At 43.4% G+C, this 21,390-nt stretch carries 21 protein-coding genes and 1 riboswitch; of the genes, 11 read left to right on the top strand and 10 right to left on the bottom strand.

Translation table 11 applies throughout. The annotated features are described in order from the left end of the window. Positions 1-150 precede the first annotated feature (150 nt). A complete protein-coding gene (gene groES, locus V7K67_RS29935; protein ID WP_334733591.1) occupies positions 151-462 on the bottom strand; it encodes a co-chaperone GroES in 312 nt (103 codons plus the stop codon). Positions 463-920: 458 nt separating this feature from the next. Here groES and V7K67_RS29940 point away from each other — a divergent pair, with 458 nt between their 5' ends. Continuing rightward, positions 921-1,913, top strand: a complete 993-nt coding sequence (locus V7K67_RS29940; RefSeq protein ID WP_334733592.1) for an NAD-dependent epimerase/dehydratase family protein — start codon at positions 921-923, stop codon at positions 1,911-1,913. Between the two features lie 4 nt (positions 1,914-1,917). On the opposite strand, the gene V7K67_RS29945 is transcribed toward V7K67_RS29940, so the two are convergent. Then, a complete protein-coding gene (locus V7K67_RS29945) occupies positions 1,918-2,049 on the bottom strand; it encodes a hypothetical protein (protein WP_334733593.1) in 132 nt (43 codons plus the stop codon). 152 nt (positions 2,050-2,201) lie between these two features. Further along, positions 2,202-2,729 carry a ShlB/FhaC/HecB family hemolysin secretion/activation protein gene (locus V7K67_RS29950; RefSeq protein WP_334733594.1) on the bottom strand — a complete coding sequence of 176 codons (528 nt, stop codon included), beginning with the start codon at positions 2,727-2,729 and terminating at the stop codon, positions 2,202-2,204. 691 nt (positions 2,730-3,420) lie between these two features. Between V7K67_RS29950 and V7K67_RS29955 the strand changes: the two genes are divergently transcribed. Together V7K67_RS29955 and V7K67_RS29960 are read left to right on the top strand one after the other, a co-directional pair. Further along, positions 3,421-4,200, top strand: a complete 780-nt coding sequence (locus tag V7K67_RS29955) for a class II aldolase/adducin family protein (protein ID WP_334733595.1) — start codon at positions 3,421-3,423, stop codon at positions 4,198-4,200. 68 nt (positions 4,201-4,268) lie between these two features. Next, positions 4,269-5,372, top strand: coding sequence for an LLM class flavin-dependent oxidoreductase (locus tag V7K67_RS29960; RefSeq protein WP_335169638.1), 1,104 nt, complete (start codon positions 4,269-4,271; stop codon positions 5,370-5,372). Positions 5,373-5,987: 615 nt separating this feature from the next. On the opposite strand, the gene V7K67_RS29965 is transcribed toward V7K67_RS29960, so the two are convergent. Both V7K67_RS29965 and ilvN read right to left on the bottom strand, forming a co-directional pair. Beyond that, positions 5,988-7,628 carry a metallophosphoesterase gene (locus V7K67_RS29965; RefSeq protein ID WP_335169640.1) on the bottom strand — a complete coding sequence of 547 codons (1,641 nt, stop codon included), beginning with the start codon at positions 7,626-7,628 and terminating at the stop codon, positions 5,988-5,990. A gap of 624 nt (positions 7,629-8,252) precedes the next feature. Continuing rightward, the gene (gene ilvN, locus V7K67_RS29970) at positions 8,253-8,771 is read right to left on the bottom strand and encodes an acetolactate synthase small subunit (protein WP_179064652.1); all 519 of its coding nucleotides are present in this window, start codon (positions 8,769-8,771) and stop codon (positions 8,253-8,255) included. A 268-nt stretch (positions 8,772-9,039) separates the two neighbouring features. On the opposite strand from ilvN, the gene V7K67_RS29975 reads away from it, so the two are divergent. After that, complete coding sequence (locus V7K67_RS29975) at positions 9,040-9,405, top strand: phospholipid-binding protein (protein ID WP_334733598.1); 366 nt, start codon at positions 9,040-9,042, stop codon at positions 9,403-9,405. Between the two features lie 41 nt (positions 9,406-9,446). On the opposite strand, the gene V7K67_RS29980 is transcribed toward V7K67_RS29975, so the two are convergent. After that, positions 9,447-10,400, bottom strand: coding sequence for an alpha/beta fold hydrolase (locus tag V7K67_RS29980; RefSeq protein ID WP_335169642.1), 954 nt, complete (start codon positions 10,398-10,400; stop codon positions 9,447-9,449). Between the two features lie 42 nt (positions 10,401-10,442). Between V7K67_RS29980 and V7K67_RS29985 the strand changes: the two genes are divergently transcribed. Beyond that, positions 10,443-10,565, top strand: coding sequence for a hypothetical protein (locus V7K67_RS29985; protein ID WP_335169644.1), 123 nt, complete (start codon positions 10,443-10,445; stop codon positions 10,563-10,565). A gap of 67 nt (positions 10,566-10,632) precedes the next feature. On the opposite strand, the gene bioU is transcribed toward V7K67_RS29985, so the two are convergent. Continuing rightward, positions 10,633-11,655, bottom strand: coding sequence for a (S)-8-amino-7-oxononanoate synthase BioU (gene bioU / locus V7K67_RS29990; protein ID WP_334733600.1), 1,023 nt, complete (start codon positions 11,653-11,655; stop codon positions 10,633-10,635). A 535-nt stretch (positions 11,656-12,190) separates the two neighbouring features. Between bioU and V7K67_RS29995 the strand changes: the two genes are divergently transcribed. The 3 genes from V7K67_RS29995 (at position 12,191) to thiC (ending at position 14,093) form a co-directional block, all read left to right on the top strand. After that, positions 12,191-12,328, top strand: coding sequence for a DUF6888 family protein (locus V7K67_RS29995; protein ID WP_335169646.1), 138 nt, complete (start codon positions 12,191-12,193; stop codon positions 12,326-12,328). Further along, entirely contained in the window at positions 12,325-12,540 is a 216-nt protein-coding gene (locus V7K67_RS30000; RefSeq protein ID WP_335145455.1) for a DUF6887 family protein, read from the top strand. The genes V7K67_RS29995 and V7K67_RS30000 overlap by 4 nt, the downstream gene beginning before the upstream one ends. Before the next feature lie 75 nt (positions 12,541-12,615). Continuing rightward, a riboswitch (TPP riboswitch) is annotated at positions 12,616-12,712 on the top strand. A 7-nt stretch (positions 12,713-12,719) separates the two neighbouring features. Next, positions 12,720-14,093, top strand: a complete 1,374-nt coding sequence (gene thiC, locus V7K67_RS30005; RefSeq protein WP_334707888.1) for a phosphomethylpyrimidine synthase — start codon at positions 12,720-12,722, stop codon at positions 14,091-14,093. Between the two features lie 147 nt (positions 14,094-14,240). On the opposite strand, the gene V7K67_RS30010 is transcribed toward thiC, so the two are convergent. Beyond that, the gene (locus tag V7K67_RS30010; protein WP_334733602.1) at positions 14,241-16,229 is read right to left on the bottom strand and encodes a S8 family serine peptidase; all 1,989 of its coding nucleotides are present in this window, start codon (positions 16,227-16,229) and stop codon (positions 14,241-14,243) included. 424 nt (positions 16,230-16,653) lie between these two features. Here V7K67_RS30010 and V7K67_RS30015 point away from each other — a divergent pair, with 424 nt between their 5' ends. Continuing rightward, on the top strand, positions 16,654-17,208 hold the full coding sequence (locus tag V7K67_RS30015) for a hypothetical protein (RefSeq protein ID WP_334733603.1): 555 nt from the start codon (positions 16,654-16,656) through the stop codon (positions 17,206-17,208). Positions 17,209-17,395: 187 nt separating this feature from the next. Then, positions 17,396-18,427, top strand: a complete 1,032-nt coding sequence (locus V7K67_RS30020; protein ID WP_334733618.1) for a VOC family protein — start codon at positions 17,396-17,398, stop codon at positions 18,425-18,427. Positions 18,428-18,586: 159 nt separating this feature from the next. Here V7K67_RS30020 and V7K67_RS30025 read toward each other — a convergent pair whose 3' ends face one another. Next, positions 18,587-18,841 carry a DUF7219 family protein gene (locus V7K67_RS30025; protein ID WP_334733604.1) on the bottom strand — a complete coding sequence of 85 codons (255 nt, stop codon included), beginning with the start codon at positions 18,839-18,841 and terminating at the stop codon, positions 18,587-18,589. A gap of 351 nt (positions 18,842-19,192) precedes the next feature. Beyond that, a complete protein-coding gene (locus V7K67_RS30030; protein ID WP_334733605.1) occupies positions 19,193-21,028 on the bottom strand; it encodes a ShlB/FhaC/HecB family hemolysin secretion/activation protein in 1,836 nt (611 codons plus the stop codon). Between the two features lie 63 nt (positions 21,029-21,091). Between V7K67_RS30030 and V7K67_RS30035 the strand changes: the two genes are divergently transcribed. Then, positions 21,092-21,364 (top strand): hypothetical protein, encoded by a 273-nt coding sequence (locus V7K67_RS30035; protein WP_335169650.1) that lies wholly within the window; start codon positions 21,092-21,094, stop codon positions 21,362-21,364. Positions 21,365-21,390: the final 26 nt, after the last annotated feature.

Below are 21,390 nucleotides of genomic sequence, written 5' to 3' on the forward strand. Positions count from 1 at the left end.
AGTTTATTCGCGTAGGCGTAGCCCAACCTAAGCATCGCCTAATGCTCAGTGCAGTATTAAAATGTACAGCAATTAGTAGCATAAATATCTTAACTTCGGCGGCAAATGAATCGCCATCGAGTCAGCCAAAGAAGTCTTAGACGCAATCGACTATGAAACAATTGCTAGAATGTCCTTCTCAGACAACAGGACATATTCTTCCGTACCAAGCTTGATGTCAGTACCAGCGTACTTGGAGTAGAGGACTTTATCGCCAACTGCAATATCGATCACTTGACGGGTACCGTCATCGTTATGCTTGCCAGAACCCACTGCAACAATTTCACCCACCTGCGGCTTTTCCTTGGCGCTATCAGGTAGAAAAATTCCGCCCGCAGTTTTATCTTCTGACTCACTAACCTTGATGAAGACGCGATCGCCCAGAGGCTTAACAGTAGATACACTCAATGTTATGGCTGCCATACAAAATTCTCCAAATTAACTTTCTTCAGGTGAATGGTCATGAACTGGTAGAAATGGATGTTTACTCAATGGGGAATTAAGTGATTGGGAGGAGAATTCATCAGTTTCCTTTACCATACTCAGTACTGAGTGCTGAATTTTGAAGTTGAATACTCAGTACTTTTGCAGTATGGTAAAAGCCCCGCCCGAAGTCAAGCGGAATCAACAATTCGTTTGGAGGTTGATACCCCGCCTCTTGTGGCGCGGTCTTTCATCTCAGCACTCTCTTCGCCGAGGAACTCAGCACTCTTCATTTCCTCTGTTTTCTTGCCTTGTGCTAGTAGCCATATAATCTGATACTGACGACTTTCTATTCCGTCTTTAGCATATCAAGTTGCTCTAGTTCAAAGCTATTTAAATACTCCGCTATACTGGTTTTTAGAAATATTGAAAAGCTTGATTAGCAACAACTTTTAAATATGTCAGAGAATAAAGAATTTTCATCCGAAAAAAGCTCTTCCGTGAAAAATATTTTGATTATAGGTGCAACCGGCTATATTGGCGGAGCGCTATGCCGGAAGTTTTCTCAGACCCAAGATTTTGCAGTATTGGCACTTGTGCGGCCGAGTAGCGATATTGAAGGTATAAAGACTTTCTGCAAGGAAATAATCTGCTCTCAAGAGGTAGAAATTTCCAGCAATGATGTTGCACAAGCAATTCGCAAGCATGATATTACAACGGTAATTAATGTAGCGTGGCACATGCCTCTAGAATCAACCAAAGAAGCTCAATTTGCTTTCGACCGTATACCATTAGAAGCCGCTTTACACGGTGCTAGTGCAGTTTCACCACATATTCATGTAATTACAACCAGTGGGAATTTCTCTTTGATTACCGCCAATGGAGGACGAATAACAGAGATACCTCCGCCAAAAGGATATACACGGCCAGAATATTTAGCATGTCTTGACTTACTCGCAGGTGTAAATGTGTTGAAAGATGGGCTAGTAGAAGAATATATCAGCAATGGAGGTAACGCCTCGATTGTGTATCCTTCATCAGTGTATGGTTCAGCCCCAACTCGTGGTAGTTTCTGGGATTTTGCAATTCAGCAGTTCATTACAGGGAAACCATACCAAGGCTCTCAGCCATTTCCACCAGATTTTATGACAGCGTGGATTCATGTTGAAGATTTAGCAGACTGCTATATTGGCGTAGCGCGATTTGGTTCCAAGGGAGGACATTACCTTGCTGCGCCTGAAAATTTGAGTATTAGCCAGGTGTCAAAAATGTTTGCCCAAGCTGCTCAGATAGAATTTATGGCACCTGTCTTTGAAAACAAAGACAAAGTTATATTTGATGATTCTCATACTAGAGAAGTACTTCAACTTCAATGGAAGTATAAAGTGGCTGATGAGGTGAAAGGTTGGGTTGAGAGAATAAAAGAGTTAGGAACTTATTTTTTAACGTGAGAGGTCAAAAGGGTTGATATTGTAATGAGAAATAGAATCCATCATCTTGCAGAGAATCTCCCCGATCCTTGACCCCAAATAAGGGAATACCATAATCTAAATGCACATCCAAACCACGAAAAACTTGCCATTCCATACCTAAATTGCGATCGCGCAGCTAAAACTTGTGTTGTATTTCGATGTACCCATTCTTGGTAAAATCTCAGAACGCTAACTAGACATCTGGTGAAAATGAATGTAGAGACGTAGCACTGCTACGTCTCTACAAGGATTCTGGATAACGCATATTTAATTTCTGGAGATGTCTACTCTAGATTTACCATCTTCCGCCCCATTTGAGAAGGAGAAGGGAATATTATCGAGTAAAAAAGTTTGACTGCGACGTAAATCAAATCCGATACCAACAGCAAATTCAGTTTGGGGTTTTCTGATTAATGGTTGACGAAAACCGAAAGATAATGTCTCTGCATCACTGCGAATACCTAAATCATCAAAAGGGGCTGCAATAATTCTGCTGTTATTGTTGCTATAACGAATGTTTAAAGTGCCGTTTTCAGGATCTACTGGTAATTTATAACTAATGCTGTATATATTTAAACATTTTGTTAACCCGTATTCAAGACTGAGTTGGTCGCCGAAACCTGTAAAATTGTCGGCTACTACGCTACTGGTGTGCGATCGCAGACTGTAACTGTAGATGCTTACCCTATAAATAGGATGACAGAATTTGTCACTAAAATACTGATTTTTCTTTGCTACTCCATCTCCTTGCAGGAGAGCTACGGTGTACACACAAGTCTGAAATAGTTTACTCACCTGGGTTTTCGCGTCAGTTTTATCCCACCCTAACCCTCCCCTTATAACAATAAACCAAAAAGTTTTTCTCTAAAGAGCGATCGCTAAAACATTTATATGTTTTGATACTTCTTGATACATAATTCTCTAACCAGCGGACGAGGCAGAAGGGTTTCAGTCTCGTTCATTTTTGTTAACATAGTTTGGTTTTATTCTGCCGACCTACTTAGAGTTATTTTATATTGACTGAATGTATAAACGAGAACTTCCCGGCAATATTGAGATGCTGCTAGCTAAAAATTGAGCTTGTCTATTTAAATGAACTGTGGTAAATTCATTGAAGCTTAAACTACTGTAATACGATCGACTTACAGTAGTTTGATTGATAGTATAACTACTCTAGTTAAGAAATTTGTTGTGACTAGGTAGTTAAAAAGTGATATCAGGTAATTAGTAACGTATTTACGGTTATTAGCCAAAAGTTATTTGTAGCATTGTCTACTGGAGATGATTGAACAATACGCATTTTGCAGCGATAAAAACTGCGTAGGCGCAGCCCGTCGTAGACATCGCCACTGAGCAATAACCATAAATCCTTTATTGTCTCGCTAGTTTTATGGTAAAGCCATGTCTATCGACAAACCTTGACGCTCTCACCAGCAATGAGGCAGCACTGTGCATCTAGCCAATCCATACGTAGGAGTTGAAAATTATGGTGCAAACTTCTCTCGTCCGCCCCAGCAATCCCTTCCAACCACCGACCTTCGTTTCCATTGAATCGGAGCGTCGTCATCGCCAAGAACGTTTGGCAGCAGCTTTTCGGGTATTTGCGCGTTTGGGTTTTGCTCAAGGATTGGCAGGACATATTACTGCCCGCGATCCCGAACTTACCGATCACTTTTGGGTAAATCCCTTTGGGATACATTTCAGTCGCATTCGCGTATCAGACCTGATATTGGTAAATAGTGAAGGTCAAGTAGTCCAGGGTGAAGGTAAAGTTAGTCAAGCAGCATTTACCATTCACTCTCAAATCCACGAAGCCCGCCCCGACGTTATAGCTGCGGCTCATGCCCATTCCTTCTATGGCAAAACTTGGTCATCTTTGGGTCGGTTGCTCGATCCGATTACCCAAGATTCCTGTGCTTTTTATCAAGATCATGCTCTATTTGATGATTTTACAGGCATTGTCTTGGAGACAAGTGAAGGAAAACGCATTGCTCAAGCACTAGGCAAGAACAAAGCTGCGATTTTACGCAACCACGGCATATTGACCGTGGGACATAGTGTAGATGAAGCCGCTTGGTGGTACATCAGGTTAGAGGATACTGCTAAGGCACAGTTGCTAGCAGAAGCCGTAGGAAAACCTGTCCTGATTGACCATAACATCGCCTTAAATATCCAACAACGCGGTGGTACTCACCAAGCAGGCTGGGGTGGATTCCAGTATTTGTGGGATGAAATTACCCATGAGCAGCCAGACTTGTTTGATTAGGTATTGGGGACTGGGGACTGGGGACTAGGAATAACCAATCCCCAATAACATTTTTAGGAGAATTAATTATGCCAGTTGAATTTATTGGATTGATTCGGACAAAGCCAGCTTCGGAATTAAATAGTACACCAGGTAGTTTGGGCGATGACATCATTGATCCAGCTTATGTTCGTGAATTTGCCAAAGCCCATGAAGAAGGAGGCTTTGATAAAGTATTAATTGGCTATAGTTCTAGCAGCCCTGATGGTTTGACTGTTGCTAGTTTCGCAGCTTCGGCAACCGAGCGATTGGGCTTTTTGATTGCTCATCGTCCAGGTTTTGTAGCACCAACTCTGGCAGCTCGCAAGGCAGCTACTCTTGACCATTTTACCAACGGTCGAATCGCAATACATATTATTACTGGTGGCAGTGATGCTGACCAGCAAAAAGATGGTGACTGGCTAGATCATGACAGCCGCTACCGCCGCACTGATGAATATTTAGAAATTGTTCGTCGCGTCTGGACGAGCGACACTCCCTTTGATTATGAAGGTGAATTTTATCGCATCAAAGATGCTTTTTCGGCGATTAAGCCGCTGCAACAGCCCCACATCCCCCTTTACTTTGGTGGTGCATCTGGGCCAGCCGTGCAGGTAGGAGCCAAACATAGTAATGTCTACGCCTTGTGGGGTGAGCCAATTGCCGCAGTTAAAGAACGAATCGCAGAGGTTCGTGCTGCCTTACCACCCGGTCGTTCGATTCGCTTTAGCGTCTCCCTGCGACCGATTCTTGGTGCTACAGAACAAGAGGCTTGGGAGAAGGCACATAACATTTTAGGGCGAATTCAAGAGTTGCGCGGAGGGGCGAAAGTAGCTGCCCCAGCTAGACCTCAGGCGGTAGGGTCACAACGCCTACTGGATTTTGCAGCCAAAAATGAGGTTTACGATAAGCGTCTCTGGACACCGATCGCAGCGGCTACTGGTGCGGCAGGTAACACTACAGCCCTAGTGGGTACACCAGAACAAGTAGCAGAGGCTTTGGTTGATTATTACGATGCAGGTGTGACTACCTTGTTGATTCGCGGCTTTGATCCCCTAGAGGATGCGATCGCTTATGGGCGTGATGTCATTCCTTTAGTACATGCAGAAGTCGCACGGCGAGAACGACAAACGGTTGGAGCCGGGAGTAGATAAAGTTCAATTAATGTGATTTCTAACGAACTTTTCCCAGCTTTGAACTAAAGTTCAATTCTGTCCCTCTCTGAATCGGAGAGGGACAATTTTACCAAGCCCCTTCGGGGCGGGAACAGGGAACTCTTAACAGGGAACAGAAAAAAAATTAGCCCCGAATACAGGGTTTAAAGCCCCTAAATTTATTTATGAAAAGAGATAAAAATATTTGAAACGAGATGGCGTCAGCCACGATGTTTCAATGTGTCCTTGTACAAATCCCCTGATTTTAATTATGGGGATTTCCCTGTTGCCTGTTGCCCGTTCCCTGTTCCCTTTTAATAAGTAAAATATCTTAGGAATAAGAGTTAGATAAGATACAATTTATATATCTGGTTTACCTCACCCTCAATCCCTCTCCTTATAAAGACTACCGTGTAAGTAAGTCGGTGCTAATATTTCCAGCTATGTTAAGGAATTTTAATGTCGGGTGTGTTGTCGCCAAGCGCCGCACCGTCAACAATCCCAGGTGCGTTGCTATAAGGCATAACACACCCTACAGCTAATTTATATTTCTTCATATACATTGAATTTTTCTCACCGACTTACTTACACACAATTCCTTAATGGCCTTTTGATTCAGTTCAATTTAAATTCATCAAACTTCAATACTTCTGAATCAGGTTTGCGAGTATCAAAACGATAACTACTTATCGTACCTGTCCCCGTATCAAAGATACTAAAAACCGTAATATCATTACTTGCAATATAAGGCATCGGCTTTCCATCTTCGCCTAGCAAGGGGGCAATTGTTGGCACTATCGGTTCTAATCCATTGGGATCGCCAACCTTAACATAATCCTCTTGATATCCAATTGGTACTTCTCGTTTTCTGTCACCCCAGGCAGCACCGTAAGTATTACCCACATTAGATGTTTCTAGAAAGTGCATTCCACTTTGACTAACAAAGCGATTCCACAAATGGGAATGCCCATAAAATACTAATTGCACATTAGCGGCTTCAAGTATTGGGACAACATCACGAATAATATAATCTGCGTCTTTGGGATACTCGTAACGCACTGCTTTGATATTATTACCATCCCGTTCAATTATCTTTACTGGTTCTGTATAAGCAGGAACTATATTATCACCTAAAGTATGGGGTGGATGATGGAACATCACAACTTTGTATTTTGCTTGTTTAAACTCCACGCTGTTGAGTTCTGAATCTAACCAATTGTACTGCTTGCTGCCTTTAGCAACTGGCTCATAAATCAGTTGTCCATAGCCCCAATTCTCAGGATTATTTAAATCCTTTTCAGCTTCTTGATATCTACTCCTACGCTTTCCATCTAAGCTGGGAGTCCGCCACATATTTGTAATGTAGAGTACCACCAAACGCACATCACCAAAGCTGACTGCATAATACTTTTTTCCACCCTCTTTACTTTTTGGTAAAGAGAAAATCTCTTCGTAGGTATTAGTATTAAAAGAATTATCTATTAAAGATTTATCCTGGTAGATTTTTTGAGCGACGACACGGGGAATTGTATCATCAAATTCACCATCTAAACTTCCTGTTCTGGCAAAGCGCCCCATCACCTCATGATTGCCAATGCAAGTAAACATGGGTGCGTGTTGAATTATTTGTCCACCGATGTAGGTTGTCTTAACACCATTGTGAGTGATGTCATAAGTAGCACGACCTTGTAAACCCGGAAATAATGCACCACCACTACTATCATCAAACCATTCTGAGGCGCGATCGCTGACATTAACCAAATCACCAGCAAACCACACCCCATCAACTCTGCCAACTGTTTCTACCACCTTTTGCAGATTTGCAGAGGTCATGGGCTTTAATTGATGATCTGAAGTGAGTAAAATTTTGAGTGGCGTATCGGGTTTGGGAGTAGCTGTAAGGGTAAAAACATCACTGTTAACACTCTCGCCATCTTCTCGCACACTTGTCACACGATAGTTTACCCGTAAACCAGGAGTTAACCCAGTTACCTCAGCTTCATGTCGCCAAATGTGACGCTGGATAGGTTTTTGATTAATTTGGCCGTCTTTGGTTTGGTTAGCAACTTTTGACTTTTGGTCTTCGCGCGTGCGACTGAGTTTGGTAATATTTGCCTTAGCAGTTTGTTTGAGATTTTCTCCATAGAAGACTGTGTGATTAACACCAGCAAACTCAGTAAACCAGACTACTCGCACTGAGTTTTCAGTTGGCAGTTGCAAAAATGGATCGGTGAGCAGTTGGGGTGCTGATGTCATAATTGTTTGCCCAAATGAACGCACACTTATCAGAGTAAAGCATATAACAAGCACAAGCATAACCACTGAGGATATTTTACGACTACTTTTACGTCTGAGCATGAGTAACATCCCAAATTTTGTCGGGTATTAACTTACTGAACACAGTTTTATTATTAGCTTTTAATATCACACGAATTGTAAAACCTCCTGCTTCCTTCAATTTTTTGGTCGTCTTTAAGGCAATGCGCTTGGGTTAAGGGTTATTGGTCTTTGAAGACGCGATTTATCGCGTCTCTACATCAGGGTTTTGGGCTTATCCAAGCAGAAAGTCATAGTAACAACTGCTACTATGACTTCTGCTGTGTTTAATTTATAAGAAGAATTCAGAACTCAGGAGTCAGAATTCAGTATGAATTCTGTACGAGTGGGTGATAGCGCCGGCGGCAAGCGAGTCCGCGAGCGTCTGAATATTGGTTAAAACCTCGCCCCTGGTGAGCGAAAAAAATTAAAATATTCTCACCTTAAAACTCTATCTCTTTATGGGTAGAGTATTCACCAATTCTGAATTCTGAATTCTGTATTCTGACTCCTGTTTTATGCCCTTGCTGTTGAGTATTTCTGAGCCTTGATTTAAATTCCCAACTAAACCTTTGCTTCCAAAGATTTTAGTAACTCAGTATTGACGCCTGACTCACGAGTTAGGGCAATTTTGCCGGTGCGGGCGATTTCTTTCAAACCAAATTTTTGCAACACTTGCACGATCGCTACCATTTTACCTGGATCTCCCACAACTTCTAAGGTGAGAGAATCTTCTGCCACATCCACGACTCGCGCCCGGAAAATTTGAGACAGTTCGATTACTTCTGAGCGATTGCTGGTACTAGCATTCACCTTCAAAAGCATCAATTCCCGCTCAACACAAGGAATTTCGGTAATATCCTGGACTTTCAAGACATTGACTAATTTGTACAGTTGCTTGGTAAGTTGCTCGATAATACGATCGTCACCAGGGACAACCATTGTAATTCGAGAGACTCCTCCTTGTTCAGCAGGGCCAACAGCAAGGCTTTCAATATTAAAGCCGCGACGTGCAAATAAACCAGAAATGCGGGAAAGAACACCCGCCTCATCTTCTACGAGAACTGAAAGGGTATGTTTCATCTTCGCCAACAGAGGCTAGAGCAGGAATTGAGGAACGCAGACACTAGCAAAAGGCAACGCTAGACCTACTACCGCACTAAAAACTTAGTGCGACCTCCTATTGTAAACTTAAGAGATGCACTCATTGCATTCTGAATCGAGAAATTCTTTAGAAATCATACTGCAAGCCAAAATTTCATTGAATGTATATCTTTTTATTGGCAGATGCGGCATTTTTGTAAAGCTTTTATACTCAGATTTAATGAGCTTTTAATAGGAGAAAAAATATATGGGTTGGTTGCAAAGATTGTTTGGAATGGAAAAACCTGAAAATGCAGAAGTAAATCCGGCTCCACAGGCTGTGGTGGAAGCTCCTAGTAGTGATGTTGCTACTGCTACGCAATCGATACCCCCAGAACGTCTAGGATTAAGCGGAGAATATGACCAAAGTGGTTTAGCAAAACGGGTAGCGTTGGCATTTGATGAAGACGATCAACTTGACGATGTTAATACCCTTTGGGTTGCTCAGACTGGTAGCACTGTAGTGTTGAAAGGTAAAGTCCCCAGTCAAGAAATTCTCAATAAAATGGTTTCTGTGGCGCGTTCTGTGAATGGCACTACAGATGTTGACACTAACCAAGCGACGATTGAGTAGGTACTGCCGATGCGATCGCACCCATTGCATAACCATAACATTTAGGGAATAACCAATGGATGGCGATGCCTGCGGCGGGCTTCGCCTACGCCATCCCATTTCTCAATCCAATCTAAAATCGCTTGGTTAACTTGTTCTGGACATTCATCATGGGGACAATGCCCGACATCCTCCAGATTCAGCACTTCCAATTTTTTGTTGTATTGGGCGAATTGACTAGCTAAGGCTGGCGGAACAAATCGGTCTTTTTGTCCCCAAATTAAAAGCATGGGAATTGTTAAGGTTGGTAATACTACCTTGACACTAGGACTAAAATTAATTCCGATCGCAGCTTTGAACAAAGCACTAAACGCCCTCGCAGAACCCCGATCTTGGGGAGGCCCTGCTAAAATTTCAATGAGTTCATCAGTAATCGCCTCTGGATTAGCGTAGGCGATACTAGCCCAGCGACGCAGCACCCCAGGACGGCGCACGAAGTTAAATACAGGTTTAAGTATCAACGGCGAAGCAACAACATTTTTAATTGCTGTGACGAGTGGGCGCAGCACAGAAGGAATTGCTTCTTGTTCTAATGAAGGATCAGGTAAACTCATCATTACCATACCCAGCACCATATCGGGGTGGGTGGCGGCAGCGGCCATCGAAATTAGTGAACCGTTGGAATTGCCTATTAATATCGCTGGTTGACGGATAAATGTTTTCCAGAAATCGTAAACTTGCTCAACCCAGAATTCAATGCTGTAATTAGCTGCGGCTTTTTCAGAAGCGCCAAAACCCAACATATCGATGGCGTAAACTGTGTGATGTTCACCCAAAACCTCTAAATTATGTCGCCAATGACCAATGGAAGCGCCAAAGCCATGTAACAGAATTAGAGGTGTTGTATTGTGGTGATTTTGGCTAGGACGAATGTAAGTGTAGCGGGTTTGCCAGCCCCGCCAAATCCAATCCCTTTGATTACCAACCCGTTCCTGCCAGTGTACCGTAGTGGTCACACTTACCTCCGATTTATCAGCACTGAAATTCTATTATAAGAATTGGGGATTGGGGATTGGGGATTGGGGATTGGGGATTGGGCATTGGACATTGGGTATTGGGGATTGGGGATTGGGTATTGGGGATTGGGCATTGGGGATTGGGCATTGGACATTGGGCATTGAAAAGAGGCAGAGGAGCGTGGGGCGCACAGAGCAGAGAAAACTCTTCTCCCCATGCCCCATTCCCTACTTACCTAACAAATTGCGGCATAATTTCGGCAGCAGTGAATATTCCATAGATGCCGCGTTGGTGCAATTGCCTACCAGCTTTGAGATAGCCGAAGGCAGGGCCGCAAACATTTGCTGCCATGCTGGTTTCATCTCCCAGAGTAAAGGTATGGGTGGAAATCTTGCCTTCAAAGGTACGTCCTGTTACCTTCACATTGGTGCTGAGGGGCTTTTTGGGATTGCGGGTATCGACTACGCCACCAACTGTAACGCGATCGCGTCCCACTATCCCCGCTACTTCTAACATCACATCATCAGCGTGTTCCATATTTGTCAAGGTAAGCACGCCATTAGTTTTATCTAATAGTGCTTCTACTTCGGCATCAGTCATCGCTCTAGCAGTTTCCACTGTGTAACCAGGTATATGGCCGATATCTTCCCGAACAGTGGCGCGGTAAGCTTCCCAGTTAGCAATTCCTACCCCAAAGGTAATTTCAACTTGATGAATTTCGGCGTAGCTTTGGGCGGCTAAAGCTGCTGCTGCTGTTAACAGTCCAGGTGTAGCACCACATCCTGTCATATAAGTAATCCCGGCAGCTTGTAGTTCCTCTTTCATCGCGAGGAGTTGTTCTACAGCAGTAGTGCGTTTAATTGCATCTACTAGTACCCCACGCCAACCAGATTTGATAAATTCCTTGGCGACAGTGGGAATAAAGTCATTTGGCAGGTTGGGTAAAGCCAAAAAATACCCATCTACAGGTTGGGCTATTTCGATTAAATCTTGAATACTTTGATTTGTTAATGTACCAATTGGCTCTAAATAACCCACCGAACCTTGAGACTGATAGGTTGCAATGGATGCTTCAGTATTTAAACCGTCAGCAGCGTAAGCGTAGCCTTTTTGGTCTGCTGCTGCAACTAAAATCATTTCTCGTTTGCCAGCAAGTACCTTGGCGGCCGCTTGTCCGAGTCCACCGAAACCCAGTACTCCCACACGTATCGCTGGCGAAATATTTAGAGAATTTTTGATTTTTTCAGAATTCATAGTCAATTCGTTAAGTTGAATCAAAAGCCTTGAGTAATCGGCATCTCAGCTTCCGGCTTGTAACTGGTGGCTGATGGCTGATAAATCAAAGCTATAGAGATTAATTATGATTCATTATCCTGGGTTCTTTGACCTGATATTGCAGATATTTATCTGTTAGCGATCGCTTTTAGTCTAACCCACACATCACCTTAAGGCTTATTTAATCGGTGTTTGAAGAGTACATCTTAACTTTTACAATTAGTCCTTATGCTAGTAATAATACGCAAAAATCTACTCTAAAAAGTACAAAGTTTTTTGATCGAGATGGCAGCGGTAGTGCCTTTTCTCAGGTGCAATTCGCGCTGGACTGTCACTTCTGATGTTCGAGTTACAGCTTGCTAAACCACAAGATGTTTACACGCCAATAGCCATAAATCTCAGCGATGCCTCTATCTATAAACTACGCCAAATTAACAGACTATGGTATCGCTTTGGCTCCATTAAATTACTATAAAATATAGATAAGCTTTTATTTGACACTCCCCAGCCATAAATGGCGGGGAGTGTCAAAAATACCTACAAACCAATTTACATGGTGCGTCTGGATGAGCGCACTGGAAAAATATTCATCTTGGCTGGAGAAGATATAGAAATTCTGATTAGTCGTGATGGCAACTGGGAATATCCATGAGTAAACCAAACTTTGATGCTATGAGCAAGGCAGAATTACGCGCCTACGTCATTGCACACCAAGACGATCAAGAGGCTTTTTACGCACTTGCGGATCGTTTGACGGCAAAACCTCCCTCTGCGACTTATCCCGCTTCAATGACTCCAGAGGAAATCCACAAGGCAGTATTAGACATTATTCAACAAAAACAGCGTAGGCGCAGCTCGTCGTAGACATCGCCAGACTCCAAAAAAACAGCATAAATTTTTAACACCCTTGCCCCCAGATATGACCAAAGTGGTACACTACATCCATGCTAGGGGTGCCTATATAACCAGGCTGAGATCACACCCTTAACACCTGAGTCTGGGTAATACCAGCGGAGGGAAGCTGTTTATTGAGGAATGACAATATGCGGACAGAATGGGTTGCTAAACGGCGTGGGCAGGCTAATGTATCTCAAATGCACTACGCCCGCCAAGGTGTTATCACTGAAGAAATGCACTATGTCGCCCAACGGGAAAATCTCCCAGCCGATCTCATTCGTGAGGAAGTGGCGCGGGGACGAATGATTATCCCGGCTAATATTAATCACACTAATTTAGAGCCGATGGCTATTGGCATCGCCTCTAAATGTAAAGTAAATGCTAATATCGGTGCTTCCCCCAATTCTTCTAATCTTCAGGAGGAAGTTGATAAGCTAAACCTAGCGGTGAAATACGGTGCTGATACCGTGATGGATTTATCCACAGGTGGCGGTAACTTGGATGAAATTCGCACCGCGATTATTAAAGCTTCACCTGTTCCCATTGGTACAGTACCAGTGTACCAAGCTTTAGAAAGTGTCCACGGCACAATTGAGAATCTGACTGCTGATGACTTTCTCCATATCATCGAAAAGCACGCCCAGCAAGGAGTAGACTATCAAACTATCCACGCAGGGATTTTAATTGAGCATTTGCCTTTAGTGAGAAATCGCATCACTGGGATTGTCTCTCGTGGTGGCGGCATTTTGGCGCGGTGGATGCTACATCACCATAAACAAAACCCGCTTTATACCCACTTTCAAGACATTATTGAGATTTTCAAAAAATATGATGTCTCCTTCAGTTTAGGAGATTCCCTGCGTCCCGGCTGCACCCATGATGCCTCAGATGAAGCACAATTAGCTGAATTGAAAACCCTGGGACAGCTAACTCGCAAAGCCTGGGAAGATAATGTACAGGTGATGGTGGAGGGGCCTGGACACGTCCCAATGGATCAAATTGAGTTCAACGTCCGTAAGCAGATGGAAGAGTGTTCGGAAGCACCTTTCTATGTGTTGGGGCCTTTGGTGACAGATATTGCTCCTGGTTATGACCATATCACTTCAGCGATTGGGGCAGCAATGGCTGGATGGTACGGTACTGCAATGTTGTGCTATGTAACACCTAAAGAACATTTGGGTCTACCAAATGCCGAAGATGTGCGGAATGGTTTGATTGCCTATAAAATAGCGGCTCATGCGGCTGATATTGCTAGACATCGCCCTGGTGCAAGAGATAGAGATGATGAACTTTCTAAGGCGCGTTACAACTTCGATTGGAACCGTCAGTTTGAATTATCACTCGATCCAGAAAGAGCTAAGGAATATCACGATGAAACTCTACCAGCAGATATCTATAAAACTGCTGAGTTTTGTTCGATGTGTGGGCCTAAGTTCTGCCCAATGCAAACTAAGGTTGATGCTGATGCGCTGACAGAATTAGAGAAGTTCTTGGCGAAAGAGGCTGTGACTCAAAGCTAATACCATTGTGATAATTAAACCTTTGCGTTCCTCTGCGCTAATCTTTGCGATCCTTTGCGTTTAAATTTCAACTCTCAATTCACCACGAATTTATGTAAAAAGGTTGGATAGAACGATCGCTCTATCCAACCAACAATTATCCTTAACTCAAAATCCAATTTCAATGGTCAAACTCCGAATCTTTCCTATATCTGCGTTAGCTTTATCTGCAACTTCTAGAGTCCAGGTTCCTTGAGGACTTTTACCTTTGAAGGCAGCAAGTTTAGGGGTGTTTACCTCATCATAAGTTGTTTTGATGTTATCTGTAGCTCCGCCCTGGCGATCGTGCAGAACTATTGGCAGTATGCCGATTTGCACTGGGGGAAGCAGAGTAACTATAAGATCCCCAATATAAGTATGCTCGATATCTACTAGAACTTTGATGGATTTCAAAAGGGTGGTATTAGCGATCGCCAACGATAATGTTGATACTTGCAAGTCATTAATTGGAATATCTTGGACTGCTTTAAATATGCTAATGGGTGATGTTTGAGCAGGCTTGGCCAACTCTACAGCCTTGAGAGCATTGATTCGACCGTAACCGTAGAAAGGGCTGTGACCATTGGCATCATATTTACCTCCAGTGGGATCAATGCGATCGCTAGAGCGTTTAAAAATATCTCGCACTTCATCCCAACGCAGATTTGGGTTTCTGGCAAGAATCAAGGCTGCAACACCCGCTGCACCTGGGCAAGCGCTGGAAGTTCCGCCAAATTCATTTGTGTAGTTGCCTGCGGCGTCACCTAGATTCTGATTACCCGAATTATAACCAAGTACACCAGAGCGATCAGTCGTCCAAATTCCAGAGGTTTGAGAACTATCACCATTGTTGCTGGGAAAGGCGCACCAGACCGCTTGACCAAAGTCGCTGTAAGCGCTTCTCTTACCGTAGTCATTACAAGCTGCCACCGCAATCACTTTTTGGTAGCTGGCGTAGCCGTCGTTATCGACGTTTTCATTACCATTGCCAGCGGCGAATAAAACTACACAACCCTTGCCGTTGCGTCCTTTATTGATTGCAAAGTCTATAGCAAGTCGTGTGGAATCAGGCAGAGGTACTTTTTGCTTGTGTACAGGATCGTCTGGCTCAAACCAAGTACCGTCCGCTGGGCCCCAGCTACAAGAAATTACATCGGCACCATTTTGAGCCGCCCAAATAAAAGCATCTGCTTCATCTTGTGACCCCAGCGCCGAAGCTAAACGAATCGGCATCAGCTTTGCGCCTGGTGCCACACCAGATGCCCCAAAGTTGCCGTTTCCACAAGCTACTCCGGCACAGGATGTACCGTGGTTATTATCGTTTCCCGGTCTGGGATTGTTCGTTTTACGTGTGACATCACGCGGGGCAACAATCTTGCCAGAGGAACGGAACTCTTCATGATCGAGATCCACACCATCGTCGATAATTGCAATAATTGTCCCTGTACCATCGCCCAACTTCCAAGCTGCTTCAACGTTGGCGTGGGCGTTAATTATCTTACCATTAATTGTTGTTTGCTTTAAGTGCCACTGCTGCGGGAAAACCTGACGTTGGCGTGACTCACGCGCTAGTTCAGGATGGCACAGTTCAACTGATTCCTCATTCAGAAGTCTCTCGGCGATGTCAAAGACGGCCATACCAGTATTTGCAGGCGCGCTGACAAAATAAGCATTTCGTGCGTATTCAAGTTGACGTTTAATTGTTAAGCCGTAACGTCTTAAAACTTCTTGGCAGACCCTTGACTCTTCCTCGCTGTCAAATTTAACAAAAAGGTTTTCAGTGTAAACTACAGGTTGTTGGGATATTGGATCGATTAGGACACGTCCGGCAAATTGGACTTCAGACTCATTGTTGAGAATTTCACGGGCGCGATCGCGCAAAGCAACACCCTGATTCGGAACTTTCGCTTGCAAAATTTCTACACCCGCTTGCCGAAACCGTGTTGTTAACTCAAATTGATTGAGGATACTACGAGCTATGGGTGATACAGGTGCGACTTCAAAGGATCTTGCACCCACAATAGTGCTGCGGCTTTCAGTACGTACTACAACATGTTCGTTACTGATAGCAAATTCATACTGTTGGCCGTTCTGTCCACCATAGCGAACCTGAACCATTGTTTAATCTCCTAAATGTTTTGAAAATTGGGTATTGGGGATTGGGCAAAACAGTTCCCAGTCCTGAGTGGGGAATTTCACTCATTACTCAGCACTCAGCACTCATTACTCATTACTCAGCACTCCCAACGGGCATGGGGAAACCGTATTATGCCTTAATTTGAAGGACTGCTGCATACATAGTGAGCTGCCGTTTAGTTTATGGATGTTTTTTATTTCATGTGTTATATGTGTATTACGATACAGAATTTAATCTATCTAAGTTCATACAAGCCTTCGATTCGTTTTTCCAGAAAAGAGGAGATTCAAAATCAGGTTACTTTAAGAATCTTCACTACCAGTAGGGGTAAACTGTGCGTCACGATGAAAAAAATCTATTCCATACCACTGAAAAACGCTATAACATCATTAGAACTTGAGAAAAATGTTTTATTTTCCATCTGGGTATTTTCTACAGGTTTACTCTCTACCCCTGAGTGCTGAAGTGAGATTGCAAAAAGACTCTTTTTCTGAGTATCCCCAACAAATTCGCGTTGGTAGCGGTCGTACTGCTGTATCCTACACTCGTAAGTCTGGATACTATGCAATACATTACAATCAACCCAGCACCGTGCCAGCAGGAGCTATTTTACAACTTAATAACGGTGAAATCGCAGTTTTTTCAGGCGAACCCAATCAATCAGAAAAGGGTATATTGAGTCCGATTTATACACTAGAAGCAAATGCTTCCTTAGTAGTACCAACTGGACTGGTTTTCATTCGCTTTGCTGAAGGCGTTGACGTGGAGTCGCAGCGCGAGGTCATTAATCAAGCGGGTTATGAAGTAGCACAAAGCTTTTCTTATGCGCCTCATGCCGCTTGGTTGCGTGCCAAATCAGGTAATATTTTTGATGCGATCGCTGGGATTTCGCAGTTAGAAGCGATCGCTAATGTTGAGAATATCGAACCTCAAATGCTTATGGAAAGAGGTTTGAGATAAGTTATAAATTATACATCTAGTCAGGGTAACTGGGGCGATCGCCAATTTGTTAGCTAAATAAAGCTGTTGCTTTTCTGATTTTTTAAGAGATACTTTTGTAAACACAGACGAGATGAATCGCGTCTCTACTCAATACCCTTGTACAGACGCGATTCATCGCGTCTCTATTTCTAACTCAGCACTCATTATGACTCACGAACAACAAACCGCTATTGAAGGTATCTATGAAGTCTGCATCGGCATCCCAGAGCCAATTTCTGCAATTCAGTATTGGGAGCAATTTGGCTATCGCATTGGTGAAGTGGGAGAATTAACCGCAGATGTAGCCCATCAATTATATGGGGTGAATTCGTCTTTACGCTCAATTCGCCTATACCACCAAAATGCAGATCATGGTTTGATTCGGCTGATGGTTTGGCAAAATCCCACCCATGAAGGTTTGGGAACAGCGTCAATGAAAATTAAAGGAAATCGCTGGGCGACAAGCTTAACTGCGGATGTTTTAAGTATCTTAAATCATATAGAAGATGCAAAGGCAGCAGGTTTCCCTATTAGGTACTCTAACCCTTATTGGGAAGTCATCTACAACAAAGAGAGGAAAAGCCGTCCTTTTATTGAGCCAGCAGTTGGCGTGCGAGAAATGCTGGTACTGCAACCCTTCGCTCGACAGGTTTTGTTTCAACGGTTTGGCTATACACTACCGCATTACGGACAAGTTAATCATAATGCGGCACTCAAGACTAGTCAGTTTACCCACATGGGGATTATTGTTCAGGATGACAGCAAAGAAACCCTGAAGTTTTATGAAGAAGTTTTGGGTTTGCTGCGTGTGCGGGATGGTGTCGAAACTAGCTATGAATCTTCGCCAGCAGGTAAAGATATTTTTGACCTTAATCCTGGTGAAAAGTTTATTGTCACTACCTTTGACGATCCTCGTTCTTCTCAGTCTGACCTGATGGCTGCACGCAGTGGTAGACTTTATGTGATTCGATTCCCAGAATCCATTGATTTAGAATCGCGCTTTGAGGCAGCCCAACCAGGTAGCTTGGGTATGTCTTTATATACCTATCGGGTTAAGGGAATACAGGAATATCGCGATCGCATCAAGGCAAGTATTGCACAAAAAGTTACAGACATAATTAGTAATGAATTTGGCGAGACAAGTTTCTCCTTTGTCTCACCAGATGGCTATTTTTGGACTTTGGTAGAAGGTAATTAACTCGTGGAAGAGAGATGAGGGCGATGAGGGGGATGAGGGGGATGAGGGGGATGAGGGAGATGAGGGGGATGAGGGAGATGAGGGAGATGAGGGAGAATAATAAAATTACCTCTTTCCCCTCTGCCTCTTTCCAATGCCCAATGCCCAATGCCCATTATTTTAAACTTCTTTATTTTCACTAATAGCCAGTTGCTTTTTACTGTGTTTCAACTGTTTCCAAAGTGCCTTAATTTGCTCGTAAGCTTCATCCTGAGACAGTTTTCCCCCTGTTTCTAGGCAAGTGATGTAGCTAATTTTTTGGGCAAATTCTTGGAGGTTGGCATTAAACACTAAGTTTTCTGGCTGGAATTTACCATAATATCGACTACGAGGGTAGAGAAAGCTATTTTTGTCTTGCGAGTTAGATTCTGTCATAAGTTTACTCCTTGTAATTCTTTGTTAAAGTCATAGACTTAATTTTTATCTGTGTGTAAATACACACCGGAAAATTTAAATTCCAGAAAAAGTGAATATTCTTAGGTTTAAAGATTAGAGTAACGCAGCAAGAAAAGGTCGTTAACTGTAGAAAATACTGAAATAAGTAAGTTGAATGGCATTTTGAGCAAGTCAAATGGCATTTTGCTTGCGGAAAACACTAATGTGCTACACTATGTCACCGAAACAGTAGTGATATCATGTCCGGTTAAAGACTTATTATTGAAACTGCAAGGGTGCAAGGGGAGAAGAATTTTCAAGTTTTTGCACTGCGGTATGGAAAAGAAATTATTAGGGTTGATAGCGAAGACTAAAGTAAAAGCCATCATCCTGAGCGTTATTACCACGATCGCTCAGATCGATAAATGGAAATCCATAATCGAGGCGCATAAAGAGATTATCAATTCCCAATGCCTGATTCCACAAGAATCCTAAGCCTGCACCCACTAAAAAAGTTTGATTGGGTAGCTGATTAGGATTATTAGACTGATTCCAGACGGCTCCCATGTCCACAAATGGCGCAAGTTGAATTGTGGATAATCCAGATTCATTACGCTGCACTGTAAACCGATCTTCGATCGCTACCCGAAATCCATTATCCCCAGAACGGATATTTTGGCGATATCCCCTTACAGATTGTCCACCGCCAATCACAAATTGCTGGGAAGGTAAAAGGCTATCTGGTGTCAGCTGCAAGTCTGCTTGGATGAGCAATAAATGATCGTTGCTGAGTTGCTGCACGCGCTGGACTTGACCTAACCAACTAAAAAAACGACCATCGGGTATGGGGTCATTGTTGATAGTTGCATCTAATATATTAATGCCAAAGTTAAATTGCGATCGCAAAAACCAAGCTCCTTGAGGTTCGCGCTTGATATAATCTTGACCAAATTTAATTACACTGGTGCGGCTCACACCATTGGCATCAGGCCCAATGCCAAAGGGAGTTGCAAGATTATCAAAGAGGAAAGTTTGACCATCTTGATAGGTAAATCCTAAAGATAAAGCAAATTCTTCTTTAGGCGATCGCATTAATGGTTGACGATAATTGATTTCATAAAGATCCTGGTTTGCCCGAATGCCAAAGGCGTTAAAGGGTGGCTCAGTGATTTTGTTGCGATTCAATGCTGCTCGAATCTGCACCTTGCCATTCATGGCGTTCACAGGAATCTGATAGCTAAAATCAAAGGCATCGGAACCACCAGAGAGTGTATGGTAATATGAGCCTGCTAACTCATCTCCCATACCGGTTAAATTGCGATCGTGCAGTTCAACACCCAATCTTTCTGCCCCAATACTCGGCGGCGAATAATTATCTACACCCAAACTACCAGTTAAAGGTTTTGCCTCTTCAACTCTCACAATGAGAACACTTTGACCAACCTTACCCGTTGGCCGCAGACGTGCTTCCACATTTGTAAATAGGGGATCGAGTCGTAATAGTTTCAATTGTTCTTCGAGTTTGCCAGTATTGAGAGGGATACCAGCACCTAGTTGAATGCGACTACGAATATAAGATGGGTTTAATTGTCGCGTCCCTTCGATGTCAATCTCTGACAAACGCCCTTCGATGACACGAATTACCACAATACCATCTGCGCTATTAGATTGTTGAGTGTCTGGAACTGCCCTGGAATTTATATAGCCTTTATTTAGGTAAAGCTGGGTAACTGCATCTGCGGCTTGTCTAATTTCTTCTAAAGTTAAATCCCGTTCTTCAAAGGGTTTGATTACTGGATTAAAGTCATTTTCATGAAAAACTGTGCTACCTACAACCTGGATTTTCCGAACCCGAATGCGTTGCGGTGTTTCTGGTTGCAGATTCAGTTCGGTTTGATTGGGCTTAGTTGTCGGGGTAGGTTCTGTTTCTTGTACTATTTGTAACTCTGGCTGACTACTATTTTTAGCCGAGTCAGGTGTAAAAACATTCGCTGTAGCTTTCAGTTCATTTGCAGTTAAAATCCAGACCGCAGGCAGAATTAGCAAGCCACACTGAAAACTGAAACTGTGCTTACTCCATTTAGTAGTTGCCAAACTCCGCCAAGTGTCTAACTGATGAGAGAAACAGACAATCTTTTGCTGAGTAATTATTTCAGATTTAACACTAGTTTCTGTTTCTTTGCTCATTTCTCAATAGAGTGCCTTATCTAACGACTGGGCTGATGGGGATTGGGGATTGGGGACTAGGGATTGGGGACTGGGGACTGGGGACTAGGGATTGGGGACTGGGGACTGGGGACTAGGGATTGGGGACTGGGGACTGGGGATTGGGGATTGGGGATTGGGGACTGGGGACTGGGGATTGGGGATTGGGGATTGGGGAAGGTGGGGCCCCCTCTGGGGATAAGGGGTAATGGGGATTGGGAACTTGTACCGAGCATCTTGACTTCGCTTGATAGAACTGGAGCCGAGGCAAGCCTTTGGCGTAGCTCTCGTAGAGAAGTATTGGGGGTTGGGGACTAAGCGCTGGGTATCCTTGAAGACAAGTA

Source organism: Nostoc sp. (assembly GCF_036917155.1).
Taxonomy (GTDB): Bacteria; Cyanobacteriota; Cyanobacteriia; order Cyanobacteriales; family Nostocaceae; genus Nostoc.

Excerpts from the sequence above, each read along its gene's own strand:
- V7K67_RS29965 (WP_335169640.1), bottom strand. The coding sequence starts at position 7,628 with ATGACATCAGCACCCCAACTGCTCACCGATCCATTTTTGCAACTGCCA.
- V7K67_RS29940 (WP_334733592.1), top strand. The coding sequence starts at position 921 with ATGTCAGAGAATAAAGAATTTTCATCCGAAAAAAGCTCTTCCGTGAAA.
- V7K67_RS30000 (WP_335145455.1), top strand. The coding sequence starts at position 12,325 with ATGAGTAAACCAAACTTTGATGCTATGAGCAAGGCAGAATTACGCGCC.
- V7K67_RS30010 (WP_334733602.1), bottom strand. The coding sequence starts at position 16,229 with ATGGTTCAGGTTCGCTATGGTGGACAGAACGGCCAACAGTATGAATTT.
- V7K67_RS30030 (WP_334733605.1), bottom strand. The coding sequence starts at position 21,028 with ATGAGCAAAGAAACAGAAACTAGTGTTAAATCTGAAATAATTACTCAG.
- V7K67_RS30015 (WP_334733603.1), top strand. The coding sequence starts at position 16,654 with ATGTTTTATTTTCCATCTGGGTATTTTCTACAGGTTTACTCTCTACCC.
- V7K67_RS29960 (WP_335169638.1), top strand. The coding sequence starts at position 4,269 with ATGCCAGTTGAATTTATTGGATTGATTCGGACAAAGCCAGCTTCGGAA.
- groES (WP_334733591.1), bottom strand. The coding sequence starts at position 462 with ATGGCAGCCATAACATTGAGTGTATCTACTGTTAAGCCTCTGGGCGAT.
- V7K67_RS29945 (WP_334733593.1), bottom strand. The coding sequence starts at position 2,049 with ATGGAATGGCAAGTTTTTCGTGGTTTGGATGTGCATTTAGATTATGGT.
- V7K67_RS29955 (WP_334733595.1), top strand. The coding sequence starts at position 3,421 with ATGGTGCAAACTTCTCTCGTCCGCCCCAGCAATCCCTTCCAACCACCG.
- V7K67_RS30025 (WP_334733604.1), bottom strand. The coding sequence starts at position 18,841 with ATGACAGAATCTAACTCGCAAGACAAAAATAGCTTTCTCTACCCTCGT.
- bioU (WP_334733600.1), bottom strand. The coding sequence starts at position 11,655 with ATGAATTCTGAAAAAATCAAAAATTCTCTAAATATTTCGCCAGCGATA.
- V7K67_RS29995 (WP_335169646.1), top strand. The coding sequence starts at position 12,191 with ATGGCGGGGAGTGTCAAAAATACCTACAAACCAATTTACATGGTGCGT.
- ilvN (WP_179064652.1), bottom strand. The coding sequence starts at position 8,771 with ATGAAACATACCCTTTCAGTTCTCGTAGAAGATGAGGCGGGTGTTCTT.
- V7K67_RS29975 (WP_334733598.1), top strand. The coding sequence starts at position 9,040 with ATGGGTTGGTTGCAAAGATTGTTTGGAATGGAAAAACCTGAAAATGCA.
- thiC (WP_334707888.1), top strand. The coding sequence starts at position 12,720 with ATGCGGACAGAATGGGTTGCTAAACGGCGTGGGCAGGCTAATGTATCT.
- V7K67_RS30020 (WP_334733618.1), top strand. The coding sequence starts at position 17,396 with ATGACTCACGAACAACAAACCGCTATTGAAGGTATCTATGAAGTCTGC.